The sequence below is a fragment of the Noviherbaspirillum pedocola genome (genome assembly GCF_016632335.1).
Classification (GTDB): domain Bacteria; phylum Pseudomonadota; class Gammaproteobacteria; order Burkholderiales; family Burkholderiaceae_D; genus Noviherbaspirillum_A; species Noviherbaspirillum_A pedocola.
Window position 1 is genome coordinate 271,286 of record NZ_JAEPBG010000006.1, and the last position, 24,744, is coordinate 296,029.

The 24,744-nt window shown below is 60.9% G+C and carries 31 protein-coding genes; 11 read left to right on the top strand and 20 right to left on the bottom strand.

Features of this window, described 5'->3' with window-relative positions; translation table 11 throughout:
- Positions 1 to 13: 13 nt before the first annotated feature.
- From JJB74_RS16220 to JJB74_RS16230, 3 genes are all read right to left on the bottom strand, one after another.
- A complete protein-coding gene (locus JJB74_RS16220; RefSeq protein WP_200593337.1) occupies positions 14 to 817 on the bottom strand; it encodes a M48 family metallopeptidase in 804 nt (267 codons plus the stop codon).
- Positions 814 to 1,116: a DUF7688 family protein gene (locus JJB74_RS16225; RefSeq protein ID WP_200593339.1), complete on the bottom strand. Its 303-nt coding sequence runs from the start codon at positions 1,114 to 1,116 to the stop codon at positions 814 to 816. Before JJB74_RS16225 ends, JJB74_RS16220 begins: the two co-directional genes overlap by 4 nt.
- A gap of 86 nt (positions 1,117 to 1,202) precedes the next feature.
- On the bottom strand, positions 1,203 to 1,862 hold the full coding sequence (locus JJB74_RS16230; RefSeq protein WP_200593341.1) for a response regulator: 660 nt from the start codon (positions 1,860 to 1,862) through the stop codon (positions 1,203 to 1,205).
- An 838-nt stretch (positions 1,863 to 2,700) separates the two neighbouring features.
- On the opposite strand from JJB74_RS16230, the gene JJB74_RS16235 reads away from it, so the two are divergent.
- The gene (locus JJB74_RS16235) at positions 2,701 to 3,549 is read left to right on the top strand and encodes a class I SAM-dependent methyltransferase (protein ID WP_200593343.1); all 849 of its coding nucleotides are present in this window, start codon (positions 2,701 to 2,703) and stop codon (positions 3,547 to 3,549) included.
- A gap of 3 nt (positions 3,550 to 3,552) precedes the next feature.
- On the opposite strand, the gene JJB74_RS16240 is transcribed toward JJB74_RS16235, so the two are convergent.
- Positions 3,553 to 3,954, bottom strand: coding sequence for a hypothetical protein (locus tag JJB74_RS16240; RefSeq protein ID WP_200593345.1), 402 nt, complete (start codon positions 3,952 to 3,954; stop codon positions 3,553 to 3,555).
- Between the two features lie 188 nt (positions 3,955 to 4,142).
- Between JJB74_RS16240 and JJB74_RS16245 the strand changes: the two genes are divergently transcribed.
- A complete protein-coding gene (locus JJB74_RS16245; protein WP_200593347.1) occupies positions 4,143 to 4,670 on the top strand; it encodes a metal-dependent hydrolase in 528 nt (175 codons plus the stop codon).
- Complete coding sequence (locus JJB74_RS16250) at positions 4,667 to 5,641, top strand: DUF5710 domain-containing protein (RefSeq protein WP_200593349.1); 975 nt, start codon at positions 4,667 to 4,669, stop codon at positions 5,639 to 5,641. The genes JJB74_RS16245 and JJB74_RS16250 overlap by 4 nt, the downstream gene beginning before the upstream one ends.
- Here the strand turns inward: JJB74_RS16250 and JJB74_RS16255 are convergent.
- The 3 genes from JJB74_RS16255 to JJB74_RS16265 all read right to left on the bottom strand — a co-directional run bounded on the left by JJB74_RS16255 (position 5,638) and on the right by JJB74_RS16265 (position 7,297).
- Positions 5,638 to 6,045, bottom strand: a complete 408-nt coding sequence (locus tag JJB74_RS16255; RefSeq protein ID WP_200593351.1) for a hypothetical protein — start codon at positions 6,043 to 6,045, stop codon at positions 5,638 to 5,640. The two genes, JJB74_RS16250 and JJB74_RS16255, sit on opposite strands and share 4 nt — an antisense overlap.
- Before the next feature lie 119 nt (positions 6,046 to 6,164).
- On the bottom strand, positions 6,165 to 6,818 hold the full coding sequence (locus JJB74_RS16260) for a hypothetical protein (RefSeq protein ID WP_200593353.1): 654 nt from the start codon (positions 6,816 to 6,818) through the stop codon (positions 6,165 to 6,167).
- Between the two features lie 215 nt (positions 6,819 to 7,033).
- Positions 7,034 to 7,297 carry a flagellar protein FliT gene (locus tag JJB74_RS16265; RefSeq protein WP_200593356.1) on the bottom strand — a complete coding sequence of 88 codons (264 nt, stop codon included), beginning with the start codon at positions 7,295 to 7,297 and terminating at the stop codon, positions 7,034 to 7,036.
- Between the two features lie 158 nt (positions 7,298 to 7,455).
- Between JJB74_RS16265 and JJB74_RS16270 the strand changes: the two genes are divergently transcribed.
- Positions 7,456 to 8,043, top strand: a complete 588-nt coding sequence (locus tag JJB74_RS16270; protein WP_200593358.1) for a hypothetical protein — start codon at positions 7,456 to 7,458, stop codon at positions 8,041 to 8,043.
- Between the two features lie 40 nt (positions 8,044 to 8,083).
- Here the strand turns inward: JJB74_RS16270 and JJB74_RS16275 are convergent, their stop codons facing one another.
- From JJB74_RS16275 to JJB74_RS16305, 7 genes are all read right to left on the bottom strand, one after another.
- Positions 8,084 to 9,262 (bottom strand): EAL and HDOD domain-containing protein, encoded by a 1,179-nt coding sequence (locus JJB74_RS16275; protein ID WP_200593360.1) that lies wholly within the window; start codon positions 9,260 to 9,262, stop codon positions 8,084 to 8,086.
- A gap of 1 nt (position 9,263) precedes the next feature.
- Positions 9,264 to 11,828 carry a hybrid sensor histidine kinase/response regulator gene (locus JJB74_RS16280; protein ID WP_200593362.1) on the bottom strand — a complete coding sequence of 855 codons (2,565 nt, stop codon included), beginning with the start codon at positions 11,826 to 11,828 and terminating at the stop codon, positions 9,264 to 9,266.
- A 142-nt stretch (positions 11,829 to 11,970) separates the two neighbouring features.
- The gene (locus JJB74_RS16285; RefSeq protein WP_200593364.1) at positions 11,971 to 12,216 is read right to left on the bottom strand and encodes a hypothetical protein; all 246 of its coding nucleotides are present in this window, start codon (positions 12,214 to 12,216) and stop codon (positions 11,971 to 11,973) included.
- Positions 12,217 to 12,226: 10 nt separating this feature from the next.
- Positions 12,227 to 12,736, bottom strand: a complete 510-nt coding sequence (locus JJB74_RS16290; RefSeq protein ID WP_200593366.1) for a DUF1643 domain-containing protein — start codon at positions 12,734 to 12,736, stop codon at positions 12,227 to 12,229.
- A 30-nt stretch (positions 12,737 to 12,766) separates the two neighbouring features.
- Positions 12,767 to 13,642: a M14 family zinc carboxypeptidase gene (locus JJB74_RS16295; RefSeq protein ID WP_200593368.1), complete on the bottom strand. Its 876-nt coding sequence runs from the start codon at positions 13,640 to 13,642 to the stop codon at positions 12,767 to 12,769.
- A 160-nt stretch (positions 13,643 to 13,802) separates the two neighbouring features.
- On the bottom strand, positions 13,803 to 14,459 hold the full coding sequence (locus JJB74_RS16300; protein ID WP_200593370.1) for a hypothetical protein: 657 nt from the start codon (positions 14,457 to 14,459) through the stop codon (positions 13,803 to 13,805).
- A gap of 9 nt (positions 14,460 to 14,468) precedes the next feature.
- Positions 14,469 to 15,638, bottom strand: coding sequence for a hypothetical protein (locus JJB74_RS16305; protein ID WP_200593372.1), 1,170 nt, complete (start codon positions 15,636 to 15,638; stop codon positions 14,469 to 14,471).
- Positions 15,639 to 15,805: 167 nt separating this feature from the next.
- On the opposite strand from JJB74_RS16305, the gene JJB74_RS16310 reads away from it, so the two are divergent.
- Positions 15,806 to 16,408: a hypothetical protein gene (locus tag JJB74_RS16310; protein ID WP_200593374.1), complete on the top strand. Its 603-nt coding sequence runs from the start codon at positions 15,806 to 15,808 to the stop codon at positions 16,406 to 16,408.
- Here the strand turns inward: JJB74_RS16310 and JJB74_RS16315 are convergent.
- Positions 16,405 to 16,842 (bottom strand): hypothetical protein, encoded by a 438-nt coding sequence (locus JJB74_RS16315; RefSeq protein WP_200593376.1) that lies wholly within the window; start codon positions 16,840 to 16,842, stop codon positions 16,405 to 16,407. The genes JJB74_RS16310 and JJB74_RS16315 overlap by 4 nt on opposite strands.
- A 15-nt stretch (positions 16,843 to 16,857) precedes the next feature.
- On the bottom strand, positions 16,858 to 18,345 hold the full coding sequence (locus tag JJB74_RS16320; protein WP_234484217.1) for a hypothetical protein: 1,488 nt from the start codon (positions 18,343 to 18,345) through the stop codon (positions 16,858 to 16,860).
- Positions 18,346 to 18,446: 101 nt separating this feature from the next.
- On the opposite strand from JJB74_RS16320, the gene JJB74_RS16325 reads away from it, so the two are divergent.
- Positions 18,447 to 18,785: a hypothetical protein gene (locus JJB74_RS16325; protein ID WP_200593380.1), complete on the top strand. Its 339-nt coding sequence runs from the start codon at positions 18,447 to 18,449 to the stop codon at positions 18,783 to 18,785.
- Between the two features lie 39 nt (positions 18,786 to 18,824).
- Here the strand turns inward: JJB74_RS16325 and JJB74_RS16330 are convergent, their stop codons facing one another.
- Positions 18,825 to 19,958, bottom strand: coding sequence for an HD-GYP domain-containing protein (locus JJB74_RS16330; protein ID WP_200593382.1), 1,134 nt, complete (start codon positions 19,956 to 19,958; stop codon positions 18,825 to 18,827).
- 97 nt (positions 19,959 to 20,055) lie between these two features.
- Between JJB74_RS16330 and JJB74_RS16335 the strand changes: the two genes are divergently transcribed.
- From JJB74_RS16335 to JJB74_RS16345, 3 genes are read left to right on the top strand one after another with little or no spacing between them, the layout of a single operon-like run.
- Positions 20,056 to 20,601, top strand: coding sequence for a hypothetical protein (locus tag JJB74_RS16335; RefSeq protein WP_200593384.1), 546 nt, complete (start codon positions 20,056 to 20,058; stop codon positions 20,599 to 20,601).
- On the top strand, positions 20,598 to 20,978 hold the full coding sequence (locus tag JJB74_RS16340; RefSeq protein WP_200593386.1) for a hypothetical protein: 381 nt from the start codon (positions 20,598 to 20,600) through the stop codon (positions 20,976 to 20,978). Before JJB74_RS16335 ends, JJB74_RS16340 begins: the two co-directional genes overlap by 4 nt.
- On the top strand, positions 20,975 to 21,850 hold the full coding sequence (locus JJB74_RS16345) for a Mom family adenine methylcarbamoylation protein (protein ID WP_200593388.1): 876 nt from the start codon (positions 20,975 to 20,977) through the stop codon (positions 21,848 to 21,850). Before JJB74_RS16340 ends, JJB74_RS16345 begins: the two co-directional genes overlap by 4 nt.
- A 52-nt stretch (positions 21,851 to 21,902) precedes the next feature.
- Here the strand turns inward: JJB74_RS16345 and JJB74_RS16350 are convergent, their stop codons facing one another.
- On the bottom strand, positions 21,903 to 22,433 hold the full coding sequence (locus JJB74_RS16350; protein ID WP_200593390.1) for a hypothetical protein: 531 nt from the start codon (positions 22,431 to 22,433) through the stop codon (positions 21,903 to 21,905).
- Between the two features lie 252 nt (positions 22,434 to 22,685).
- Between JJB74_RS16350 and JJB74_RS16355 the strand changes: the two genes are divergently transcribed.
- Both JJB74_RS16355 and JJB74_RS16360 read left to right on the top strand, forming a co-directional pair.
- Positions 22,686 to 23,159: a hypothetical protein gene (locus JJB74_RS16355; protein ID WP_200593392.1), complete on the top strand. Its 474-nt coding sequence runs from the start codon at positions 22,686 to 22,688 to the stop codon at positions 23,157 to 23,159.
- A 78-nt stretch (positions 23,160 to 23,237) separates the two neighbouring features.
- On the top strand, positions 23,238 to 24,188 hold the full coding sequence (locus JJB74_RS16360; RefSeq protein ID WP_200593394.1) for a D-alanyl-D-alanine carboxypeptidase family protein: 951 nt from the start codon (positions 23,238 to 23,240) through the stop codon (positions 24,186 to 24,188).
- 25 nt (positions 24,189 to 24,213) lie between these two features.
- Here JJB74_RS16360 and JJB74_RS33295 read toward each other — a convergent pair whose 3' ends face one another.
- Positions 24,214 to 24,408: a hypothetical protein gene (locus tag JJB74_RS33295; protein WP_234484218.1), complete on the bottom strand. Its 195-nt coding sequence runs from the start codon at positions 24,406 to 24,408 to the stop codon at positions 24,214 to 24,216.
- Positions 24,409 to 24,445: 37 nt separating this feature from the next.
- Entirely contained in the window at positions 24,446 to 24,718 is a 273-nt protein-coding gene (locus tag JJB74_RS16365; protein WP_200593396.1) for a hypothetical protein, read from the bottom strand.
- Positions 24,719 to 24,744: the final 26 nt, after the last annotated feature.

A 24,744-nucleotide genomic window follows, 5' to 3' on the forward strand; every position in this document is an offset into this window, starting at 1 on the left:
CGTAATGAATAGTTTACCGACGGTGCGCAGCTTCATACAGCGGCATCACGGTCGGCATCAGCGCAGACAGCGACTCGATGCGGCTTGCATCCGACGGATGCGTGGAAAGAAACTCGGGCGGCGCCTTGCCCTGCGAGGCCGTTGCCATCTTTTGCCACAGCGTGATCGCCGCGCGCGGGTCGAAGCCGGCGCGTGCGGCCAGCTCAAGCCCCATCTGGTCGGCTTCGACTTCGTTCTGACGGCTGTTCGGCAGCGTGAAAAGTAGCTGCGACGCCTGATTCGCCAGACCAACGGTACCGGCCGCGCCTGGTGCAGCGACCGAGGCGATCTGCACTGCCGTGTTCTTCAACATTGCCTGCGACAGCTTTTCCCGCCCGTGCTCGCGCAACGCATGCGCGACTTCATGGCCAAGCACCACAGCGACCTCGTCGTCGGTGAGATGCAGCGTTCTGGGCAAGCCCGTGTACAGGATGATTTTGCCGCCTGGCGCGCAGGCCGCATTGATCTTCGGATCGTTGATGAGAGCGAATTGCCAGTGCCAGGCATCGGCATCATCGCGGAACGTATTCGCCTGCGCCTTCACGCGCATTGCAATCGCCTTCAGCCGGTCATACTCCGGGCCTTGCGTGATGAGCTTGCCTTGCATCTTGGCCTGCACCGCCATCTGCAGGTAGCTGTCCGCCGCAATCTTGTCCACCTTCTCGGAAGACACCCAGAGCGTCTGCTGGCGCGTCACTCCTACGGCGCCTGGCCTGGTGCTGGAAGCGCAGCCGGTGGCGACGAATGTGACCGCCGCGATTGCGAGCAGCTTTTTCATCGCACGCTCCCGATTTGAAATACGTTCTTCATGTCGGCGGTACGTCCTTCCGGTGAAGCCACAAACGCATGCTGGTCGATTTCTTCGCCATCTTCATCGTGAAGCGTCACCTCGCCACTCCAGCGCAGCACGCGCAAATGCGCACCCATCCAGGCGAGATAGTCCTCGTACGATTGAGTTTGCCAGAGTTCGCGGTTCTGAAAATTGCGGCCGGACAGGTTATTGAAGATGACGCGGCATGAAACGTCGTCGCCGGTCATGATCTGCTGTCCGTTTAGCCTGAGTGAGAATTCAGCCATCGTCGAGTCTCCAAAGTCGATGGCTACAAGGGTAGCTGGCAAAGCATGGCGCGCAAGCCGTCGATATGCCGCGCACGCCATAGCGACTATGCGGCCGGCGCGCAGTCGATCAGGCCATGAGTGATGGCGTAATGCATCAGTTCGCCGTTGTGCCGCAATTTCATCTTCGCCAAAAGGCGGGTGCGGTACTGTGAAACCGTCTTGATCGACAGGCTCAGCTCGCTGGCAATGTCGACCGGGCGCTTGCCGGAAGCCAGTTTGATCAGCGTCTCGAACTCCCGGTTCGACAGCAGTTCGTGCGGCGCCGGGTTGTCTCCATCGCCGGCAAGCTGGGCCAGCGCCTCGGCCAGCGTCGGGGTGATGTACTTGCGGCCCGACACCACATGACGCACGGCGGCAAGCAGTTCGCCCGGATGGATATGCTTGGACAGGAAACCCGCCGCACCGCATTTCAGCGCGCGCACGGCAAACTGCTGCTCCTCGTGCATCGACAGCATCAGCACTTTGAGACCCGGAAATTCCTTGCGGATCTGCGCCAGGAGGTCGAAGCCGCTGCGCCCGGGCATCGAAATGTCCAGCAGCACGACATCTGCCGCGCAAGACCGAAGCAGCGTCAGCGCTTGCTGTCCATCTGCCGCTTCGCCCGCGAAGGTCATATCGCCGGCGTCGTTGACGACGTGCCGGATACCTTCGCGAACGAAGGGGTGGTCATCGACGGTGACCACGCGAATCGGATGGTCGCTCATGCGCGCGCGCTGACCCTGCGGGGTTGCACGTTGCCACCCTTTACGGCGGCAAGGCACTGCTCGCACCACTCGCTCGGGTCCGATTGCACCATCCGGGCATGCATGAGCGTTGGGTGATATTGGGTGACCTTATGATCTTCGCACACGACAGCCCACTCCCCTTGCGTGCTGTCCAACCCGGCCTGCTCGCTGTGGTACAGCGTAATGACCGTGCCGGTTCGACGGTTCCCGCGGCGCATCATGCACCCTGGAATACCTGCGTGGTTGTAGATGGCTGGGGTAAGGTGGCGTGGCATGGCGATAAGGCTTGTCTATTAAGGTTATGAGGCCGCATGGAGCCGGGATGCCCTGCTACTGAACAGGGCAAAGGTTACTTTCGGATAGGGAACCGGAGCCCGTGAAACCAACGTGAATTCCGCCGGAATTCATGTTTTCCATGATGCCATCATATTAGCGATTTCGTCGCCATAATTCCGTATATTCGCCTTTCCTTATCTCCATAGTTACCAAACTCCAACATCCTCCTATGCACGCACGAACATACGCCCACGGCCATGTGCGTGAAAAGTTGGTGCCCGCATCGGCCCCAGCGTGAACGTCGGCGCATTTGAGATAGATGCCGCGCAGAAATAAAAAAGTTACTCCAAGGCGAATTATTATGCAGAACTTGCGACAAAATCGACAAAATGGCTAATTTTGATGCTGTTGAGCCGAAATTCGTTGTAGATTCACTTAGCTAAAAATTTTCGCGTTATTGGAAAAACTGTAGAGACGCTTGGAACCATGCGTCCTGAATAACGAAATAGAAACACCTCATCGCCTTCACGCTTGGACTGCCATGCTCCGACTCGACAAGATCATCTGGAACGAATACAAGACCAAGAGCTATCCGCCCCGTATCAATGAGCCTTCAGAGGCGATGGACGATCCGGAGCAGATCCGCTCTTATGTTGCAGCTTACGAGTGGGGCGGTCCGAGCTCGGCGCTGCAGCTGCATCACCTGCGCAACCTGTCTCGCATGATCAAGCCGGGCGACACCATCCTCGATCTTGCGTGCGGCCCCGGCCCGCTGCTTCTCGAGCTTGCCGTTCTCTATCCCGAATGCCATTTCATCGGCGCGGACCTGTCGCCCAACATGCTTCAGCATCTCGAAGAGGAAGCCCGCGCGCGCGGCTTGAGCAACGTTTCGATCCTGTGCGAAGACATCCGAACGCTGCCGAGCTTGTCTGAAACCAAGGTCGATCTGATCATCACGACCTCCGCCCTGCATCATGTGCCAACGGAAGACGGCTTGCGCCAGGTATTTCACCGCATGGCGACCCTGCTGCGCGAAGGCGGCGGCTTCTATATCTTCGATTTCGGTCTGCTGAAGTCGCCAAAGACCCGCGAGATCCTGGTCAATGAAGTCGCACGTCTCGCGCAGCCGATCACGGTGCAGGACTACGACGTCTCATTGCAGGCCGCCTACCCGATTCCCACAGTGGTGTCGCTTGCAGAGCAGGAGCTACCCAAGCCTTTTACGACTGAAGTCTGCTCGATTGCGGATATTTTTTACTTCATCCGTACCGGCGTTCGCAGCGAACCATCGGCGCGCGCGCTTGCATACATCGACAAGCGCTGGAAGGACCTATCGCTCACCCTGAAGGGCGAGCACATCATGCTGCGTACGCTGCGCAAGACCATCTGAACGCTAACCGCCGCGCGCCAGGCGCCGCGCCCGTGCAGCGGACATCTTCGGCGGATTCGGTAATGGCAGCAGGTCGTTCTGGCGCAGCCGGCAGTTTTCGCAATCGCACTCCACTCGGGTGCGGCTATCCACCACCGCAACCCGCTCGCCCTGCGGGATGTACCGAATTTCAATTTCGGTCACGCACCCTGCCTCGCGAAAGACCTGCGCGCGCCAGTGCGCGTGGCCCGAACAGAAGTGTGCGGCAGATTTTGCGACCCCTTCGGAGGTCGTCCAGCGCAATACGAAATAGGGCACGCACTTGAGCGGCCAGTGATTGCGCAGCAGCCGCGCATGCGGATCCGGATGGCACAGCGCATTGAAGTCACGCACCTCTCTCTCGGTCCATTCGTACACAAGATTCATCCTCCGCTCCATACAAATTCGATGAGGCCATCCTACGTCTCGCAACGGTCAGAGCACGCCATGGCGTGCAGGCAGCACGCTTAAGATCCTCCATCATCAAATCTTTCTCGTTTTATTACCTGGCAAGACTTCAGGCGATACGATTTGTTGACGATAATGCTTTCGGAATCCTGAACGGAAGGTCGACGATGGCATCGCGGCAGGCGCATGTGGCAACCGGATGGGCGGCAGGCGTGATCGCGGCCGCGCTCGTTGCGCATGCCGGCATGGTCGGCCCCTTCCATGTCTGGTGCGTGTGCGCTTTTATCGCCGGTATCTCGGGCGGTACCGCGCCGGACTGGCTTGAGGTCGCCTGGTGGTCGCGCCGGCGCAGGCTGTGGATCAAGCACCGCACCCTGACCCATTGGGGCGTCGCGTGGATTGCCTTGGTCATGGGGTCCTATTGGGCAATGCCGTGCTACCCATACGCTGCGGTTCCTTTCGGCTTTGCCGTCGGTGGCCTGATGCATTTGGTCTGCGACACGCCGAACCCTTACGGCGTACCCTGGCTGCTGCACCGTGTTTCCCTGAACTGGTGGAAGAGCGGACGTTGCGACCTGTTCGTGGTCACGTTCGCATGGGCCGCGGCCGTGGCAGCGGCCGATATGGTCTGGTTTCGCAGTGTTCATGTTCGCGCTGCGATTGTGCTAATGCAGTCGTGGCACCCATTCGCATGAGACGGCTGCGCGTTCACCTCATCAACCAAGAGAATTCGCTCATGGGCCGACATCGATCCCATCTGCGCCATCCGGCGCTCGCCTCGGAAGGATACGTCCTTGCAGAAGGCCTACTGCACACGCTGCGGCTGCGGGCCGAGCACCTTGACCTGGAAGACCACGACAAGCGCCTGATGAACATTCTTGCGCACGCGCTCAAGGGCTTTCGCCGGGAATACGACGACGCGGTGCCCGACCCCCGACACCAACGCGCCTGGGATGAATACTGGCGCGCTACGGGCGATCGCATTGCGGCGTTCTTCAGCTTCCTTGACGTGCCGTACGCGGAAAAGGGCGAGGCCTCTCATCTTGGAGCGAAATTCGAGGAGCACATCAGGAAGTGGTACATACCGCCTGGCCTGCCGCGCGAGCAATTCCGTTGGCCAAGCTACTACCCGACGCCGGACGAAAAGCATGTTCTTGCGATGGCCGAAGCCGAGGGCAAGTTGCGCCGGCCGAACTACGCGGAAGACCCTTCCGAAAGAAATACCGGGCGCGGATTTCATCCATCGCATCTGATGTGCGAACCCCAATCAACAATGGCTCCCTTCGACGAATCGTGGCTAAGGGAACCTGAAATGCGCCTACCGGGTGTGCCCTACGTCGTCAAAGTCAAACGTGGTCCGCACCTGTCATACCGCAGCGCGTTCTTTGCGGCAAAGCGGTTCGCGGAAGAACTGGAGCAGATTGCCGGCAGCCATGAATGCGTCGTCGCAGTTCTGCGCAAGATCGAGCGTATGGGGCTCCTACGCCGGCGTGGTGCCTGGAACCCAGCAACGCCAGAGTTTGTCCAGACGTTTTACGCACAGACCGACTCCGCGGCGAAGGCGGCGATATTAGGAATTGGGAAGGAGGCCACCGGCACGAAGTTTGAGTTGGCGCTTCCGAAAGCTCATCTCGGCTGCAGGCCGGTGTTCCAGTTGCCTGCCTAGCGCAGATAGATCAGCGTATCGCCGTCGACGATCGCAGTCACGCCACCCTTGAGCTGCAGCTGGCACATCACCGGAGCGTCCTCGCCGGCGGGCGGCTCAACCATTACGGCCCTGCACATGGGAACCATGCGGTATTCGAGCATTTCGCCCCTCTCATGCACCAGCACCATGGGGGTACGCCCGGCTCCGCTAAAGTCGCCGGTGCATTGCGGCGTATCGGCAAAGCATACTGCCGTCGTGACATTGACGAACTTGAGCAGAGGTGGCGCGGCCGGGTGGAGGGACGTGATGGCGCCGAGTTCTTCGCCCCGCGCGCGGGCTAGGCGATAACGCCTGCGCTCGCATACGTTGGTTCGACGACTGACCGGCTTCGATGTGGCGACTGCGGGGGATGAAAGGGGCATGGGATTCTCCTTTCACTATCCTCACAGAAATCTTGTCTCCAATCAATATCCTTTTCAAAGCTTGTGCGCTGCGGCGACGCGCGGCGCGAATTGGCGCCTGTGCGGCACGGACCGCGTTATCACAGCGCTTCCCAGCCTTGGTTCGTCAACTTCATGCGCATCGGAACAGCCAACGTCCCGCTACCGTCGAGCACTTTTTTGATTGGAGGATAGGCGGCCTGAATGTCTGGCCGCTTGCTCCACTCGGCAATATCGTTCAGACGATAAGTATAGAAGACCGAGGTCTCTTCATAGCTGCCCAGCTTCATCGGCTGGTCCCACTTCTGCACCTTATCGAGCGTGACCTTGGCAAAACAGAGCGCAGAAGCTTTCACGCGCACCATCGAGCCCTGGTTGTTCATCGATCTGATTTCCTGCTCTCTGGTGAACGGTTTCGCGGCATCGGTCAATGAGTATCGCCGCACGTGCGCCTTGAGCGGTTTTGCTGACATTGAAGGTTGGTCCACCAAAGCATCAGTCGATTGGGTCAGGCCGGCCTGCTCGAGCGCGGCCATCTGGACCGCCTTCCCCTGATGGGTGCTAGCAGCTACGCGCTGGTCGAAGTCTGTGATATCGACCGGCCACTCCATCGCCGGAGCGCAAACATCCGGGGATTTCGCCAACTGCTGCGAGACCACCGCACTAAAGTTCGCATCGTTCGCGTCTGTCTTGTTACCACAAGCGCAAAGCAACATCGCGCTGACTGCCGTCACATACATGCCGCTGACTCGCATCACGTCTCCTCGTGTATCGATGAAGCAATGAGTCACGAGTGTACGTTCAGAAATTCGGCAACTTGATTTAACGGCGAAAGAAACCGCTAAAAAGCGACAAACATTGATTTTGCGCTAGTCGCCCGTGCGGCAATTCATAATAAAAAATTGCTGCAAGGCGTAATTCGGGGCATTCACACAACACACGGCGACGGGAGGGTAATGAGGCAGTCGGACTATTGAGACGCGAGGGATTCGGCGATGGCCTGCAATTCGCGGTCATCTGCCAGCATCGCCCGAACGATTGCGACCTTGCGCAGGCGTTCGTCCGCTGAGAGCGCCGGGTACGGACCGCGAGCTTTCAAAAGCGCGATGAACGTGTCGTAGCAGCTTTGCAGGTAGTCGAAGGTATCCCAACGGCCCTGCCGCGCCGCCTCTAGCATCTGGTGCATCGTCGACGCGAGGTCCTCATATTGCGCGAGAAGCGATGGCTGGCTCATGGCGGTCTCCGATCGGTAGTACTCTCGTTATCGGCGGGATACCGCGGGATTTTAGAGTGGGTGCGCATGTTCGACTTTTGTCAAAGGCGGTGTGACCCATTTGCCTAGAGTGATGCGTCTGTACGCTATCCATGCTCCCGACATCGGAGGATCTCGACATGCTTGATCGATCACCGTTTTATGCGAACTGGCCGCCCAAGCAATGGCAACAGCAATTCGCCCCATTTGAACGTTTTCCTGCACCTGACTTGCGCGTAGCCGACTTTTCGGAGCCGGCGCCGAACGGAGTCGACCCGAAATGGGAAGGATGGGTCTACGTCAAGGCAAATATCTGGCGCGACGAATGCAAGGTCGGCTATACGGACGGACCCATTGCAGGAAGACTCTCCGAGACGGGTGCCCCGGACCTGATCCTTCATGCCGCCTTCGCAGTGCCGTGGAGCGGCAATAACTGGGCTCATTGGGCCGAGCAACACTGCTTCGATCGTCTCGGCCGGCATAACATGAAGCCGCACCTGCCGACTGGTGAGACCAGTGAGCTGTTTCCATGGTCGGCCGAGTACACTACCGAGCTCGTCGCCAGAGCGATGCAGGAATTCTACGACCATCTATGGGCGCTCTGTGATTTTCGAGTCGACGTCAACGCGATGCGATACGAGCCGATCCTCCGGCCAGCGGCGATTAAAAACGCAGGCGTCATGAACGCTCCCTATTTCGCAAGACGGTTTAACCCTTTCGGTTACTAAAATCGGCTATACGCTGCGGGCGTCCAGTAAGACTGCGTGTTCATACTTGCAGGTTCATCGCCCATACCAGGGCGGCAAGATGCGCGGCGTTGACCTGCTCTGCTTCCATGAACAGCCTGTCGGCAAGCCGGCGGCTGTTCCCGCTGTCGTCTTCGCAGCTCTCGGCAAGCGCGAGGAACGGGCCATAGACGCCGCGGCGGTCAGTCAGCGCATGGGCCAGCGGCTCGGCAAGCGGCACCTTTTCCAGTACCTTTTGCATCGGCATGCCAAGCATTTGGTCGAGCAGCGAAAACATTCCCGCGACGAACAGGTTTTCGGATTCGTACTTTGGCACCAGGCCCTGACCGAGAAGCTCGACAAGACGGCCGCGTATGACCGCTGTCTGCATCAGCGCCGCGGAATAGGTGCTCGAAGAAGAGGATGCGAGCAGCACGGACAGCCAACGGTAAAGCGCCCGGTAGCCAAGCATCGTGACCGCATGGCGCAGCGAGGTGATTTCCGCGCCCGGGCTCACGCCGGCCGAGTTGATGTAGCGGAAAAGCTTGAACGACACTGCCGGCTCGCGCTTCAACGCCGCCTCGATGTCGCGCACATCCGCGTTCCTGTTCACCAGGTTGATGATCTGCAGGATGTTGGATTGCGTCGAGTTCAGGCCACCAGCATGAGGTGGCACCGGCGCTCGCACCAGGCGGCCGGCATAGACGTCGATGCCGGCCGCAGCGCAGGACTCGTACTGCGCCCAGCTGGCGATGTTGCGCAGCGCGACGCGGGAGTCACGGCTGCGCAGACCGGCGACGTCAGAGAGCTGCGCACGAAGGTAGGTAGCCGAACCATCGAGTTCAAAGAAGGTTGCGTGTGCGGCCAGTGCCAGCTCAGCCGGAACCCCGCGCACGCCAATTCCGAAGCCTCGCCGCCTGAGCGCAGTGCAGGTGTCGGCATCCAGGCTATCCTCGGCGTCGAGGTTGAATGTGACCGATGGCGCCCAAAGCGTTTGCGGCACTGCGCTGCGCAGCACCTCGGGCGTCGCCGGCACAACCAAATGCCCACGCAGCAGTGTCCATCCCTGTGCGGCGTCATTCAGTTCCGACGCCAGCAGTAGGAGCAGGCGCTCGCAATCATGGCCTGTCGAAGCGATGGCTTGCCAGTTCAGGCTATAGGCGAGCACCTTCCTTGCGGGGTCAAGCAGCGGTTCTCGCGTGAGGAACAGGGGCGCCTGCATGCTACTTCAGGGTCAGGCTTGCGATGACCGCGACCAGCTCTGCCGTGTCTACCGGCTTTGTCACGCTGGCATTGAAGCCGGCGCGAAATATCCTTGCCCGGTCCTGTGCTGCGGGCAAGTCGAACAGCGCGATCGCGGGAAGTCGTGCAATCCCCTGCTGCTTTTCCAGCGCCCGTACCTTGCGGATGAGGTCGAAGCCATCTTCGACCGGCATGGCGATATCGCTGAGGAGAATTTCGGGGACCTCGCGGGCGAGCATATCGAGCGCCGTGCGTACCGACGCCGCGACGGTGACCTGTGCGCCGGCCTGTATCAATGCTTCGCGCAGATGCGCCTGCATGGCGTCGTCGTCATCGACTACCAGCACGCGGATCCCCGCGAGGTCCAGTTCCAGCGCCTCGCCGCCATCGACGTCGACTTCATTGTCCGCCTCCGCGACCTCGCTACCATCACTCTCGGGCAACAGCACGGTGAACTCCGCGCCGCTGCCAATACCCTCGCTGTGCGCCGAAATGGCGCCGCCGTGTTGCTCGACCAGAGCCTTGGCGATTGCAAGGCCAAGGCCAAGGCCGCCGTGCTTCCTGGCGATCGAGCCATCCTCCTGCCTGAAACGGTCGAACAGGTAGGGCATGAACTCCGGCGCGATGCCCCGGCCGGTATCGGCCACGCGCAGCGCGAAGCGTTCGGATTCCCGGGCGACCGATACCGTCACCGCCGCACCTGCCTGGGAAAACTTCAGCGCATTCGACAGCAGGTTCCAGATCACCTGGTGCATGCGAAGCGGGTCAGCGAAAACGATTGCCTCCTGCAGTTTCATCTGCAGGACCACGCGCACGCCAAGGGATTCGGTCAATGGCCTCAGACTTTCCGCCGCCTCGCGCACCAGGCGCAGCAGGTCGACATGGGACATGCGCAACGGCATTTTGCCCGCGATGATGCCGCCCATGGCGAGCAGATCGTCTACGAGCCGGGCCTGCGCCTTTGCGTTGCGCTCGATCACCGCGATTGCCTTTGCGAGCAGCGGGTCGCCGTGGTGGCTGCGCGCCAGGATCGTGCTCCATCCGATGATCGAATTCAGCGGCGTGCGCAATTCATGCGACACCGCAGACAGGAATTCTTCTTTCAGCCGGCTCTCGCGCTCCGCGGCGGCGCGCGCGATCCGCTCCGACTCGAGCAGGCTTTCGCGCATCTCATACAGGCGCGAGTTAACGATGCCGACCGACGCCTGCATGGCGATGCTTTCGACCATGCGCGAATGCCGTTCGGAGAACCTGCCCGCCAGAGCGTGGCCGAGCACGATTGCGCCGTAGACCTCGCCGGCGCTGCCGTACACCGGCACGGCGAGGTAGCTTCGCAGCGGCGGCAGACCGTTCGGAATGTCGCGGCTGAGCGCAGCATCCGCGCTGATATCGTCGCTGCGCCGGATGCCGGATGCGGCGAACTCGGGCGACAAAATTCCGTTGCTGCCCTCCCCGGCCACCTGCGCGAACGCCGCGCGCGGCAGGCCGGATACCGCGTACAGCGAATAATCGTGACCCTCGGCGCTGGAGACGGTGTGGAAGAATGCGCCGAACTGCGCACCCGTGACGCCGACGGCCGCGTCGGTGACAACCTGCATGAGCGGCTCAAGGCGAAGCTCGGAGGCGACCGACGCGCTGACGTGGTGCAACTCCTCAAGCATGCGCACATGTTCGAACAGCGCCATTTCCGAGTTCTTGCACAACGTGATGTCAATAGCGGTGCCGACCCAATGGTCGATGCTGCCGGCATAGTCGAAGCGCGGTACGCCTCTCACCAGGAACCATTTGAATTCCTGCTCGGCTGCGCTCATCAGGCGCAATTCAACTTCGAGCGGCTCGCGCCGGCTGCTCGCGTCGTTCCACGCATCTTTCAGGCGCTCGCGATCGTCCGGATGGACCATGCTGAGGTAGGAACTGCCAAGCGACTCGTCAGGGCGGCAATTCGTCAGACGGTACCAATAGTTCGTGAAATGTGTGATTGCGCCGTTCGCGTCAGCCTTCCAGGCAATCTGCGGCGACATATCAACCAAGTCGCCCGCGGCGTCACCGAGGCTGGACACCTGAAAAATCTGGCGGCTTGCCTGCACGACCGCATCGATGCGTGCGAAGCGCTGCTTTCCCACTTCAACCTGCGCGCTGATATCGGACATGATCAGCATGGCGCCGGCGACCTCTCCGTCAGCGTGCATCAAGACCTGGCCGCGGGCCAGCACTGTGACGATGGGCTTGCCGTTGCGCGGGCGGATCGCGAACTTCATATCATGCACCGCGCCGTCGCGCAGGGCGCGCATCAGGGGGAAGTTGTCGGCGTCGTAAGGGGACACGCCATCGGCATGAAGCAGGTCGTACTGCGAAGGCCACAGTCCAAGCGCGATCGCCGGACCGTCAAGGCCATGAAGCACCGCTGCAGCGCGGTTGAAGTAACGGATGCGCCCGCTGGCGTCGCACGCAATCACGCCTTCGGCAAACTGGTCGAGCATCGCACGGAAAAAGCCATTGTCCAGCGGCAGGTTTCCTAGCGTGGTCGGCTCGGCAAACTGGTGCATTTCGCTCCCTGGAAAATCACCGCTGCGTCACTTGTCCGAGGAAGACATAGCGCAGCTGACAAGGCGAGAGTATACGGCCTTGGCGGAAATCACTGCCGGATTTTTTTCCCTCTGGGCACTAGGAGCGAAACAGAGGCGTGCATTAGTTACACTTTTTCCGAAATGGAAACACGTTGGCGACTGCGTCCGGTTTGGGTGGCGACAGGCGATATGACATTGCGACGCGATCGGGCAGCGGGGTGCCACGGCTACGGATGGCATGTCCGACCAGCGCCAGCAATTCTTCGCGCGACAAGTCCGCGCATTCCGGGTCGATCATTGCAGCCGTGAGGATCGCCTGCAGCCGGTCATCGGACAGGCTGCAGACGGGTGGAATTTCGACGAACATGGGCTACACCTCAAATGGGAGCGGATGCATCAGCATACGCGCCGGCATGCGGCATGGCGACCGGCTTGCGGCGCGAATCGTGATCCAACGCATGTGAAATGATGCCGGCTTCGCGCAGCAGCGCCAGCACTGCGGCATCGCGCCCACCCTCGACAGCCTCTTCGCCCCAGCTACGCACTACCACGGCGGCGCTACGTGCTGCCGCAAGGATGGCGACGTCGTTGTCCGTGCTGCTGCGCTCGTCACCGGTACGCGCGGCGGCGCGACATGCGAAAAGGCAGACGACATAGAACCCGCCGTACCCGGCCTGCTGCGCCAGCTGCTGAAACTTTCGCACCGAGGCATCGTCGCGAGTATCGTCCGCCCCTTCAGGCGCGAGCGCAATGAATGTCACCTTCGGACGTTGCGCGTCCCAGATGCGCCAGAGCAGATAGCGGTAGCGACCACAATCCGAGACGCGTACGCCAACTGTATCCGGCAGCAGCGGCAAGGTCCTCGTATCGAAGAAGAATTGCGGCATGGCGGGATCTCGGCTTGGCATCGGCATTGGTCAGTTCGTTTTCAGGTTTCCTCGCTGCGCGGCACGGTTCGACGTGCTCGGCGCGTTGGCGCTGGCGAGTGTCTGGCGCGGCGCATGCTTCCTTATCCATGCCAGCATGTCGTCCCAGATGCGTTCGACTTCGTGCTGCGGCGGCATATCCAGGGCATGCGCAAGCTCGATCGTAATGACCGGAACTCCCAACAGCACACCGCTGTAATTGCCCAGCGAGCCGGGGTACACGCCGACCGGGTTCAGTGTCAGCGCGCCGAAACGCTTTGGTGCCGCAACGGGACCATCATAGTCGAGTAGCGCATACGGCGCGTGCACAGAGATGATGACGTCTGGATGGAAGCGCGTGATCTCAGCGTCTATCCACCGCGATTCCGGTTCAGACAGCGGCGCCGGGCCCGGATAGCGGCGCGGATCGCGGTGGGTATTGTTGACCCAGTAAGCTGGCGCTTCGGTGCGCCAGTTCGCGGTATCGAAATTGCGGTTCAAGTCGACGCCGCGGCCGTTGAGCCGGGTCGGTCTCCCGGCAAGCATGCCGTCCGGGTTCGCGAGCGGCACGACCTCCCAAACGAATTCGCGGCCGCCATCCGCATGGATGTGCCGCATCCATTTGAGGACGATAGCCGACGCGGTAAGTTCGTCACCGTGGATGCCGCCGATGAGCAAAATACGACGCGGCGGATCTTCCTGTGGCGCCGCAGCGGCGTCGAAGCGCGCGACGAAAAGCGGCACGCCACTACGGGATTTGCCACCTCCCGGCTCGAAGTCGAATTCCTGGCATGGCACATCGGCCACCGGCGCCAGGCGCGCAACGACGCGGCTGCACCATTGCTGCTTGGTCCATGCAGAGCCGCTGCTGGCGCCAGCATGCGCCACATGCACTGCTGTGAAAAGTGCGATAGCCGCGCAAATGCGGAAAAAGGCGGGAGGTTTTCGGTGCGGGTAAGTCTTCATGGAATTTGAATGCGCCTTGACCGTTCATAGGCTCTGGAAGCTGCGAACGGTATGGTGCTTGAGGGTCATTGCCGAAGTGGCCTCAGAACACGCTCGCCGCGGTCTGCGTCGCGGCTTGCCGACGCTGCGGTGCGGCCATGGGGCGCTCCAGAATCGTGTTGGTGCGTGACTTCAGCCCGAGTCGAGAAGCCTCCATGCCGCCGTTCGCAAAGGCATCCGTGATGTTTTGCGCGACCGACTCGCTGGCGAGATAGGTCTGCACGAACGTGCGAACCGCGATCAGGTCGGGCTTGCCGTTGAACTGTTTGGCCTCGACAGTCATCAGCCCCAGCTTCGGGACATAGGCAACGCTGACCCGGTTCATCAGGCGCGGTGCAGCGGCTACGCGCTGCTCGAGCATGCTGCGATACGCATCGATCGTGCCGCGCAGGATAGCGGCGTTCGTGGCGCTGTAGAACAGGTATTCATGGCGATAGTCATGGATCGTCAGAATCACCCGATCCCAGGACTCGATATCGGCGATATGCCGGGTGTCGCCGTCGACTGCCTGTCGCAACGTCAGGAAGCCTGCCGGGTGCTTGATGCACGGCGCATAGGTATTGCCGCTGTATAGCTCCGGCGGAAGAAGTTCGACAGAAAAGGCGGCGAATCCGTCAGCGGCAATGCGCTTTGCCAGCGCCTTTTCAGAAAATTCTGCGCTTGCCATGAACTTGCGCGGCGCGTGCATTGGATCCGACATGGTTGATTCCTATTCGTCGTGGTTTCGGTGAGGCGTTGCGCCAAGGTGCTGGTCGAGGTAGGGGCGCAGATACGGGATGGCGGCGCGCATCATCTCTTCGCACACCATCCGCACGAACGGACGCATCGGATGCGGCTGCGCCGCGTCGGTGTCCTCTACCACTGCGAACGTCTGCGCCAGATGCGCCAGCGCCGGCGCAGGCTCGGAACGAACAGTTGCCTTCGGCGCGGCCTCGACGGAGCGCGCCGGCGCGGAAAGGTGCGCATCGGTTGCCGGTGCGTCGCTGGCGTCAAGCTGGACCTGGCTGGCGGCTTCAACCTTAATGTCGGGCGCGGCGACCGGGGTTGCCGCCGGCTCCTGTGCAAACGCCTCCACGGCTGGCTGTGCGATGGTCGCTTGCGGAGCTGCCGTCTTCGCTTCCGGCGCTTCGACAGCGGTGGCCGGTAGCGTGACAGGCGCTCCCGTCTGTGCCGGAGCAAGCCGGTAATGCGCGCCGTACCGCTGTGCAAATTCCTGTTCGACGGCGCTTCTTCGCTCATCGCCCGCGTTTCCGGGCTCGACGCGCCTCAGCTGCCGCCGCGAGACACTACCCGCATAGTCGGGGTCGCTCTTTCGTAACACATCAAACACGGCCTCAAGCACGGTCATATCCGTGCGCCTGTTTGCGCGAAGATCGTCAAGACTGCGACGCCGCGACGGGGCGAGTGATTCCTGCGCCATGGCGAGCGCGTCCACGGTGACAGCGTGGATCGCGCCGTCTACTCTGAATCCCGGGCTGGCGCGATAGAGATAGGTCGCAACGGACTGCCACTCGTTCGGGTTCCATTTGATCGTTTCCGTTATCGCACCGGGATAGTGCTCGTGCGCAGGCCCAGACAGCATCGCCTGCGCACCCTGAACAGGCGAATCGTCGTTTATGGTCGCGGCCTGCCCCGGCTGCCCGACGATGCGCCCTTCGGAACACAAGCCGCGATACAGCTCGACCAACTTGATGCGCGTGACGTCGAAATTCTGCGCGATCGAGATCAGCGGCCGGCGGCGCTCCTTTGACAGACAGTCCTGCGCTTCGAATACATGCCGGGCCTTTAATCCCCTAGCCGTCTCCAATGCAAACAGGTCCGGATGCTCGCAGTAGATAGCGCTGACAATCTGCTGCAGTTCCGGTTCGAGCCAGCGCACTTGCTGCTGCGCGCGGCGACTGGAGTGGGGGGCTAATACCGCGGCGCTGGCGCTTTGGCGCGACTGCAAGAATGATTTGTTAAGCATCGTGTCGCTTTAAAGAAACGAAAAGGCCGGAGGTATTCAAGCCGATCTCGCGAATTGTGCAGGGGCCACGCGCGCGTCGCATGTACCCGACAAAAAACAGGAAAGATAAACGTCTAAAGGATAAAAATAAGCGACAGCTTTACTTTATGCAAGAGCTTGCGCGTAAAACGATGAAATTTAGCGAATCGGCACGCTCAACGCTAAAGGGCGGGATTGTCGGGGGTCTTTGCGGCGGTATTCGCCGAGCGATCCAGGACTGGCACAGGTTGGCGCTATCCGCCTTCGCAGGGGTGCATGTCTTCAAAGGGTTCGTTGACCTCTCGCCGCCGGCGTGCCTGCTTGGTGCGACGCACTTCGTGGGAGGCGGCGCCGTATGTACCGAAGCCTGCGATGCTGCGATCAAGTTCCGCTGCGAGATCGAATGCTGCCTGCTGGGTCAGCCCGCTTTGCACCGTTTTGCGGTTTTCCGTGCTTCGGGTCTTCATCGGCGGCACATAGACCACACGATACCCCTCACGTTCGGCGCAGCAGGCCTCGGAGTGTCGGGCGACGGCTTCGGTTCGGATAAGCGTTTCTGGCATGGCGGCATCCTGATCTGCATGTCGAGAAAAGGATGCCAGCGGCGAGCTCAGGGCGGGCCGCTGAAAAACGACGAAATTTCACGCGATTCGGCGGCCGTCTAATGCCCCGGTTCGCGAGCCTGGTCAATGGGCAGCATCCCGGTGCGCTCCAGCCAGTAGTCGCCTTCACGCTCAATCAGCTCGCCGCCGACAAGCACATTGCTGTCGTTCCATTGTTTGATCGCGCGCGGCGTCGCGTTGCGGTCGACGGCTTCGCAGATGATCATGTAGTTCGCCGCAGGATTGCCGGCGCCATCCTTGCGACTGTGGGACAGAATGCTTTGCACCTGCTTCCAGCGCTCGTTCCAGCCCCGGTCGCCCGAATGTTCGTTGTAGTAGCCAAAGTCGGTCAGGCGCAGGTACACCTTTCCGTCTTCAAGCCACCGCTGGTCATCCCACACGCGCAGAAACAGTGCATTGTCGGCTTCGCGCACCGCGCCCCACGACCAGCGCACGTTGGAAAGCGGCGCTTGCAGCCGCACGAACAGGTCGCTCATGGAATTTCTGGCCATTCAGCGATCCTCGGACTTGCCAAGGAACGCGACCTCTCCCGCATCCAGGATCTCAGCCAAGCGGCCACTGGGTGTTTCGCGATAGCGCCGCACCATGTCGCAGCAGGCCAGCGCTGCCGCGCGCTCGGCGATGCGCTCGTTCACCGCCGCCATTACCTTTTCGGGATCTTCGGGCGAATCGCTCATTTCACCCAGCAGGAATTCCGTGTCGCCGCCGTCTTCCCCGGTCGTGATGAAATGGTTCTGGATGAATACGGCGACTTCGACGCCAAGCGCACCGGCATGCTCGATCGCCTGCACGAATTCAAGGAAGCGGCGAACCCCCTCCCCGGTCGATACGTCGTGCGCGCGCGCGAAGTCAGCATAATCGGACTTGCCCTTGGCTTCGAGGTAGCTGCCAAGCCGGGCCGGCGCCTGCTGCATGGCATCGCAGACTTCGTTGAACGCCTGCGCGCCCTGCGCGAACTGCACCAATGAGCTACTTTGCTCATCATCGTCATCCGAAAAATCCTGCATTTCGTTGATGAACGTCGCCAATGGCAGCTGCTCAAGTCGCTGCGTGGAAATGACCGCGCAATCCGTGACTTGGTGCCAACCTTCCTCTGCCTCGATTAAGGCCATGTCGAGCATTTCGATCAGGGCGCGCTCTTCGTCCGTGCTGGTCGTTCCGTGCAGCGTCAATGTGATCCCTTCAGCCGCGCCGCAAGGTCCTGTGTCGCATTGCCAGTGGATCGTAGGCTGGTTCAGGTAGGACCGTATTGCCGAACCGACGAATACCAGATCGGGCTCGCTCATTTCGCCGTCGCACATGAACGTCACCAAACGCAATTCGAGATGCGTGATGATCTGCTCCTGCACGATAGGCACCAGGCGGAGCACAGCAATGGCGTACGGGTCGCCGGGGGAAACGCCGTCTGTAGGCTTGCCCGTATATGCTGCCAGAACGCGTATTCCGGTGGCGGGATCGAGGATCGCCGCGCCTTCTTCCTTGCCAAAGGAGAGTTCGGCTAGCGTGTCGCGCTGAATGTCACCGCCGACCACGGCGAGGTATCGCTCACCCTCTTCTTCGGCGGCCGCGGTTCCGGTCCAGCCCTGCGGAAACAGTTGATCGGCCAGTGACTTCGTTGCGTTCAAGCGCAGGAAATACGCTGTTGTCGGCCGGATGCGGGTTACCGCCTGCGCCGCCTCATCTTCGTCAATGCCGAGAAAACGTGCAAGTCGCGCCACCTGATACAGCACGCGGCTTTGAACGACTTCGGTGCTGCAGACTTCGTCCGGCAGCGAAGGGAGTTCATCGCCTGAATCGGTGACGTCCGCCAAGTGCTTCCATGAATCGTACCCGGCCAGGGCGGCGGCGGCATCGCGGGCCTTGCGTATTGGTGCGCGAATGACTGAGGCGACCCGCTTGCTGAGTGCTTCAGCCTGCGCCAGGTTAGCGAAGAAAATGCGCATGATCGATCTCCCGTTGACGGAATGACCGGCGCGCATGCGAGTAAAGCATCGTACGCAGCGCCGGGGCTCTAAGTGCGCAACACATGGCTTCCTGGATCTCAGACTAGCACACCGCAGCCTTTCCGGAAGGCGCAAATGTGACCGTCTTCGAATGTGCTCAACTCGCAAACGGCGAAGGACAAGCGAACCACTCGCGTTGGTATCAACGATATACTGGCCTTTCCGAACAGTTTGCCCACACCGCCATGGCGACGAAGAAACGAACCGATAACACGAGCACAGAGCGCAGCGAGCGTCTGAATGAGAACATCAAGGCCGCAGGTGGCGCCGGTTTCATGGTGCGTTTTCCCACCGCGGAAGAATTCGGCCGACTGCAGGACTTGATCGCATGGGGATATGGCACCAACCGCAACGATGTGCTGCGAAAGTTGGTCGCGGATAAGCACGCGGCTATGAGGAAAAAGCGGTCGCCCTAACGGCCCGAGGGGGGCCTGCCACGGTTGACCGCGCCATCGCTACGCGCTCGGCGGCGCCTTCAATCCGAAAAGCTTGGCGCGATCGTACGACACCATCACCTTGGCCTTCGGGATCACGGCAGTAATGGCGAATTTCCCCTGCGCGGTGTCGCGCGGCACTGGCTCGCCCAGCGGCATGCCATCCGGATTCACGAGGCTGCATACCAGTGGCGTGTGCGCTTGCAGCCCGCGCCGCACCACCACCGCGCTTTCGCCGTTGGCGAGCTTGACGTGGCTTCCTGGCGGATAGATGCCGATTTCCTTGATCAGCGTGCCGGCAAGCGACTGATCGAGACGCGCATCCTGCAACAGTTCCCTCGCGGCGATCTGAGGCGGCTTGGCGTCGCGGTAGGCGCGCGCGGATACCTTGGCCAGATAGATGTCGGCATGGTGTACAAGCTGCGCGATGGCCGAGGAACTTGTCCCGGACTCCAGATCTTCGGGATGGTGCTCCTCCACCGCGCAAAGCCAGTCGGCATCGTGCACGCCCATCGCCTCGAGTACCGCCCTGCTGCGTGCGCCGTGATTGCGCAGGACCTGTCGCTGCGCCGCGGTGATGGGTTGGGTTTGCGCGGCAAGCGACGCCTGCGCCTTCAGGATCGCGATATTCATGGTGAGCGCGCACCGGCAGACGTTGCTCCTGTCCTGCGCGCTCCATTCCAGCCTGGCCGCCATGATCGAGCACAGCGCAGCTACGCGAAGATGGTGGGCAACGACATAGTGGCTCATGTCCATCTGCGTCATCTCGAAGATCAGCACGTCCGGCTTTTTCGCGGCCAGCGCGACGATACGCTCGCCCAGGTGCATCACCTCGTCCACATGCGCCGCAGTCTGCGCGCCGATATGCCGGCAGTCGTCCATGAAGGCGAGCGTGAGCCGGGCAAAGCTCCTGCTGACTTCCTCCCATTCGAGAAAAGGGTCAAACACCTGCCGCTTGAGGTCGGGCTTGGGCTTGGCGACTTCCTGCGCATTCGCGTACATGCCCTTCTCAAGCAGGTGTGCGAGCTGGGTCTCGCTGATGATGACGAATCCGCGATGCAGCAGCAGCTGGCCCTTCGCTGAAAACACGTCCCATGGCAGCGGTTGATGGACCCTGACCTGATCGGGGCCGATCTCGCATAACCGGATTTCCATACAGCTCCCTCTGACAACGCCGTTGATGAGTAGAGATGCCGACTGCAGTAAAGACCGCATCGTGGAATGCGCACCGACCATTTGTTGGAATTCGTTCTTGTGGCAAGCAGCCCGGCCGGTGCAGGCTATGCGCGCTGTTTTTCATGTTGCCATAAGAAAACTTCACCGACAACCCGCAACGTCTGCTTCAACACCCGCGCCTGCAAATCGTCTTGCACCGTACCGAAATGGCGACATGCCGTGCGCTCGGGTTGACGCCGTTGATATCAACGCTATACTTGAATCCATCGATGCGCACACGCATCCAAGCCGAGGAATGACGATGGGCTATGACAATCCGCTTTTCCAACTGCCGGCAGCGAAGAAGCTGCTCGAGCTTCCGCTGGCGCAGCGCATGGAGATTGCCGCGCTGTTCTCCGAACTGCGTGTCCAGGCCAATGAGCAAGCCGAGAACGCGTGGGCCAGGCGTAAAAGTCCGATGGCCGCCTACTGGCGCGCGACAAGCACTTATTGCCGCCACTACTCGCACCTGCTGCGTCAAAAAGACCCGCGGGTGCTGCGTGCGGCGCGCACTGAAGCCGGTGCTGACGATATCGGCGCAGGCGACTCCTTGGGTCAGCTCCTGCAGCAGGATGCGCCATGAGGGGCAACCACCATATCGTCGGCCGCAACGAAGCGCCGGAGTGGCCCGCTATCCATATCGCCTCGGATGGAGAGCGCGTCATCCTCGCGCGGTACCGCATCGCGCCGGTGAGCCTTGCCGCAGTCGCGTGGCTCGACGACAAGGACCGCGCAATGTGCGCCAAGCGCCGCCCAGTTGGCATCTATCGCGGCGACGAACTGGTCGCAATTGCCCGCGACGTCTTTTCGGTGGATGAAACGAAAGTCTATCTGGCCAACGGCATGCGCAGGAAGGTCTTGTTCGGTGTGGCTGGCGAAGAGTTGACGAACTATGACCGCTCGATCCTTGTGGTCCATGAAATGCTATGTGAAGCATCGCTGACGGAGGACTGCCAGTGACGGAAACCCGACCGCTATTTTCACGCGATCAGCTCTGCCAGCGCTGGACCAGGAAGCGCGTCAGCTTTCGCCCGGCGGGAGAGCCTTTCAACACCTCGCGACATGAAGTCGTGCTGATCGGCGAGGCAGAAGCAAAGGCATTTTGCGGCGCACACCACTACTCGGGCTCGATGCCGCCGGCGCGTGTGCGAGTCGGCATGATGCGCAAGATGCCGTTCCAGCGCGACGAATTGGTTGGACTTGCCCTGTTCTCGGTGCCGATGCAGGCAGCATCCCTGTCGAAGTGGCTGAAGGCCGATATGGAGACCGGCGTCGAGTGCGGACGATTTCTGTGCACCGACGTTGTCGAAGGTAATGGCGAGTCCTTCCTGATCGCCGCTGCGAATCGCATCCTGGCGCGTGAAACGCGCATCACGTCTGTTTTAGCCTACGCAGACCCGCTGCCGCGCTATGATGAAGACGCCAACCTCATCAAATATGGGCATGTTGGCGTGATTTACATGGCGTCAAACGCACGCCTGTTGGGACGTTCGAAGCCCCGCACGTTAATCATCACTCCAAGCGGCCATGTCGTGTCCGAACGGTCGCTGGCAAAAATCCGTAAGCAGGAATCAGGGTCTGCCTATGCCTATCGCCAGCTGCTCGTCGCGGGCGCACCTGAACGGCGCTTCGGAGAAGACCCTGCAGATTATGTGACGCGGGCTCTTGCCGAAGGTCCGTTTCGCCGCCTGCCGCATCCGGGGAACTACGTGTACGGCTGGAGTTGCGGCAACCGGCTTGAGCGGCGCATGGTGAACAATCGGCTGGGCGAAGGCCTGCCGTATCCAGGCAGACCTATTCCCCATAGCGAAAGCGTGACCGCGGTAACGTAAGCAATGAGAACGGTTGCGCTGCGCTCGGCTACGTGCGCGCACAACTTCAGCGTCAGACCGACACGTTGATCGTTGAACCCGTAGTGCTGGTCTGCGTGGTGGAAGCAGAGGCGCTATAGGTTGCCATCTCGTCCTGCGTCGAGCTGGAAGACGTGGAGGATTCGGCTGACTCGGTCTTGTGGCCGTGGTGATGGTGGCCGCCCTGAACGTGTTGCGTACCTTGGGCGCCGTGCGTCGGGCCATTAGCTTCAGCCGCCTTATGGTCCTGCTGAAGCTTCGCCAGCGCCTGTTTCGCGGCATCAGCGTCCCCGCTCTGAAGCGCCTGGCCGATCGCGGCCATATCCTGAACCCGTTGGCTGGTGCCGGTGGCGCTGGTAGTCGAACTCGTGGCAGTAGATGCGGACGTGCTGCTGCCGGGTTTGTTCTTTTGCAGCGCGTCGAATGCGGCCTTCGCACTGGTAAGGTCGCCGCTGTTGATGCTGTCGACCAGAGACTTCATGGCGCTACCACGCGACGATCCCTGGTTCGTGGTGGATGACGGGGACTGGTAAGCCGAGCTTGTCGAGAGTGCGGAAATAGACATGGTGTTCCTCTTGATGGGTTTTCAGGAGCGCCGACCGCCTGATGCCGGTTGGCGCTGTGACCTTCTATCGGCATGCCCGGCAAAAGCTTGCGTCTGACATTAAGGCCTTTACACAACTTTACATATCCCGGTACCGGTCGGGGCATGACTGCTGCATCGTTTGCCCGCGCTTTTGCCGCTGCCGGGCGCTGCGCATGTGTCACTCTTGCATCTTGCCGACATCGCAGCAGTGCTGCGTTAACAATTCCGGAAATGAAAAACAAACTGAACCGGCTGGTGCAGAAACTTGCCCTTGGCGGACTGCTCGGCGCCTTCTTCGGCACCTGCGCCGTCCTGACGATAGACCTCTTTTCGACATCGTTCCTGCATCGCTACGGCATTGCGGTGATCGGAATGTCGATCATCCTGTTGGCGGTTGCCGCCGCGCTCTGCCCCGAATGGATGTTCCGCCTTTATGGCGCAAGCGCGGATGTCATGACATTGCGGCGTGAGCCGCCGGAGACGGTGCTATCCCGCCTGCGATACGTCATTGGGCAGACCGAGGGCGGACTGGACGCACGCATCAACGCCTGCATCGAGATGCGTGCCCTGCTCGCTGCGTCGGCGCCTGAGCTACTGGCCGCGCATTCCAACCTGTTGGATTGGCTCGCCGCCAACGAGCGCTACCTGCGGCAAATTGCGAGTGCACTGCCCCGCGAGCGCAACGCACCGCGGAATCCTTCCTAAAACGCGAGCGACTTGCCGCCCCGTTGTTTCCATCCATAAATAAAATTGTTGCCCTGGACTCCTCTACAGGTGCAACAAATGATTCGATTCATCGCCACGCTCGCCCTCGTCTGCGCTGCCGCGAGCGCAAGCGCGTTTTCGCTCGGCTCGCGCCATGCGCTGGTCATCGACGCGCAGTCCGGTGAAGTGCTGCTGGAGAAGTCGCCCGATTCGGTGGTACCGATTGCCTCGCTTACGAAGCTGATGACCGCCATGGTAGTGCTCGATGCGATGCCAGACATGGATGAGCAGGTCGAAATCACCGATGACGACGTCGACACGCTGAAGCACAGTTCGTCGCGCGTCCCGGTGGGCGCGGTACTGCCACGGCGCACGCTGCTCGAGCTGGCCTTGATGTCGTCGGATAACCGAGCTGCGCATGCACTGGCCCGCACCTACCCGGGCGGCATGCAAGCCTTTCTGGACCAGGTCCATGCCAAGCAGCAGGAAATCGGCATGGAACATACCGTGCTCATCGAGCCGACCGGCTTGTCTCCGCACAACCGCTCTACGGCGCAGGACGTGGCCAGGATGGCACTGGCCGCCAGCAACTATCCGCAGATCCGGGAAATCACCACTTCCGCTGCAGATGACATCGAAATCAATGGCGCGGATCGACCGTTCCACAACACGAACAGGTTTGTGGGCAATGCAAAGTGGAACATCCTGCTTTCAAAAACTGGCTATACCCGTGAGGCGGGGCGGTGCATCGTCATGCATGTGCATGCCGCCGGCCGCAACGCGATCATGGTGCTGCTCAATGCCAGCGAGACGGTCGTACGCTCCACGGATGCAATCAAGTTGCGAAGCCTTGTCGATGGCTCGCCGTTTCTGGAAGCCTCGTACACACCGCCGTTGCCGAAGGTGCGGCTTCATCACGTCGTTGGGGTGGTAAAGACCAGTCACCACCGCCACATGGAAGCCGTGCATGCGCGCGCACAGCACCATGCGGGCAGGCATGCCGCTACGCGGCACAAGCACAAGCGATGAATCTGCATTGAATCGGCCCGGTGGGCTACCGCACAGGACGCGGCGGCTTGCGCTGTGCCAGACAGCGATTGCAGGTGAACTGCATCTGCCTGCCCCGCGGGATGAATGTGCCTTCGGTAATCGGCACCATGCCGCCATGATTGACGCAGGAACGCCTTTCGACGGTGGCAGGCTGCGAGGTCTCGGCGGTAGCGGCAGGGGACGGATCTGGATGCGTCATGGCGAAAGGCTGCGATATGGTTGAAGGAAACTCCGGCCTACTTGCCGGGGATCTGAGCGGCATTCGCGGCGCGCGGGCGGCTACGTTCCCATTCCCGGCGAAATTGCCACGCTCTGTTTGTCAGAACCACGCACAGCAACTCGGCCAGTATGCCGGTCCAGTGAAACCCCGCTGCGGCAAACAGCACCGAGACCAGGATCAGGAATAGCGCAAAGTAGCGAAAACGGGATTGGCTCGCAGGCACGGTCGCCCATACCGCGGTCGTATTCAGTGCCGCAGCGACCATCCAGAAGCCAGCGGATATATGCATGCGATTCCCAGATTAGATTGGTGTCA

Bases quoted from the DNA above. Each gene is read 5' to 3' on its own strand.
- JJB74_RS16220 (WP_200593337.1), bottom strand. From the start codon at position 817: ATGAAAAAGCTGCTCGCAATCGCGGCGGTCACATTCGTCGCCACCGGC.
- JJB74_RS16225 (WP_200593339.1), bottom strand. From the start codon at position 1,116: ATGGCTGAATTCTCACTCAGGCTAAACGGACAGCAGATCATGACCGGC.
- JJB74_RS16230 (WP_200593341.1), bottom strand. From the start codon at position 1,862: ATGAGCGACCATCCGATTCGCGTGGTCACCGTCGATGACCACCCCTTC.
- JJB74_RS16235 (WP_200593343.1), top strand. From the start codon at position 2,701: ATGCTCCGACTCGACAAGATCATCTGGAACGAATACAAGACCAAGAGC.
- JJB74_RS16240 (WP_200593345.1), bottom strand. From the start codon at position 3,954: ATGAATCTTGTGTACGAATGGACCGAGAGAGAGGTGCGTGACTTCAAT.
- JJB74_RS16245 (WP_200593347.1), top strand. From the start codon at position 4,143: ATGGCATCGCGGCAGGCGCATGTGGCAACCGGATGGGCGGCAGGCGTG.
- JJB74_RS16250 (WP_200593349.1), top strand. From the start codon at position 4,667: ATGAGACGGCTGCGCGTTCACCTCATCAACCAAGAGAATTCGCTCATG.
- JJB74_RS16255 (WP_200593351.1), bottom strand. From the start codon at position 6,045: ATGCCCCTTTCATCCCCCGCAGTCGCCACATCGAAGCCGGTCAGTCGT.
- JJB74_RS16260 (WP_200593353.1), bottom strand. From the start codon at position 6,818: ATGCGAGTCAGCGGCATGTATGTGACGGCAGTCAGCGCGATGTTGCTT.
- JJB74_RS16265 (WP_200593356.1), bottom strand. From the start codon at position 7,297: ATGAGCCAGCCATCGCTTCTCGCGCAATATGAGGACCTCGCGTCGACG.
- JJB74_RS16270 (WP_200593358.1), top strand. From the start codon at position 7,456: ATGCTTGATCGATCACCGTTTTATGCGAACTGGCCGCCCAAGCAATGG.
- JJB74_RS16275 (WP_200593360.1), bottom strand. From the start codon at position 9,262: ATGCAGGCGCCCCTGTTCCTCACGCGAGAACCGCTGCTTGACCCCGCA.
- JJB74_RS16280 (WP_200593362.1), bottom strand. From the start codon at position 11,828: ATGCACCAGTTTGCCGAGCCGACCACGCTAGGAAACCTGCCGCTGGAC.
- JJB74_RS16285 (WP_200593364.1), bottom strand. From the start codon at position 12,216: ATGTTCGTCGAAATTCCACCCGTCTGCAGCCTGTCCGATGACCGGCTG.
- JJB74_RS16290 (WP_200593366.1), bottom strand. From the start codon at position 12,736: ATGCCGCAATTCTTCTTCGATACGAGGACCTTGCCGCTGCTGCCGGAT.
- JJB74_RS16300 (WP_200593370.1), bottom strand. From the start codon at position 14,459: ATGTCGGATCCAATGCACGCGCCGCGCAAGTTCATGGCAAGCGCAGAA.
- JJB74_RS16310 (WP_200593374.1), top strand. From the start codon at position 15,806: ATGTACCCGACAAAAAACAGGAAAGATAAACGTCTAAAGGATAAAAAT.
- JJB74_RS16315 (WP_200593376.1), bottom strand. From the start codon at position 16,842: ATGAGCGACCTGTTCGTGCGGCTGCAAGCGCCGCTTTCCAACGTGCGC.
- JJB74_RS16320 (WP_234484217.1), bottom strand. From the start codon at position 18,345: ATGCGCGCCGGTCATTCCGTCAACGGGAGATCGATCATGCGCATTTTC.
- JJB74_RS16330 (WP_200593382.1), bottom strand. From the start codon at position 19,958: ATGGAAATCCGGTTATGCGAGATCGGCCCCGATCAGGTCAGGGTCCAT.
- JJB74_RS16340 (WP_200593386.1), top strand. From the start codon at position 20,598: ATGAGGGGCAACCACCATATCGTCGGCCGCAACGAAGCGCCGGAGTGG.
- JJB74_RS16350 (WP_200593390.1), bottom strand. From the start codon at position 22,433: ATGTCTATTTCCGCACTCTCGACAAGCTCGGCTTACCAGTCCCCGTCA.
- JJB74_RS16355 (WP_200593392.1), top strand. From the start codon at position 22,686: ATGAAAAACAAACTGAACCGGCTGGTGCAGAAACTTGCCCTTGGCGGA.
- JJB74_RS16360 (WP_200593394.1), top strand. From the start codon at position 23,238: ATGATTCGATTCATCGCCACGCTCGCCCTCGTCTGCGCTGCCGCGAGC.
- JJB74_RS33295 (WP_234484218.1), bottom strand. From the start codon at position 24,408: ATGACGCATCCAGATCCGTCCCCTGCCGCTACCGCCGAGACCTCGCAG.
- JJB74_RS16365 (WP_200593396.1), bottom strand. From the start codon at position 24,718: ATGCATATATCCGCTGGCTTCTGGATGGTCGCTGCGGCACTGAATACG.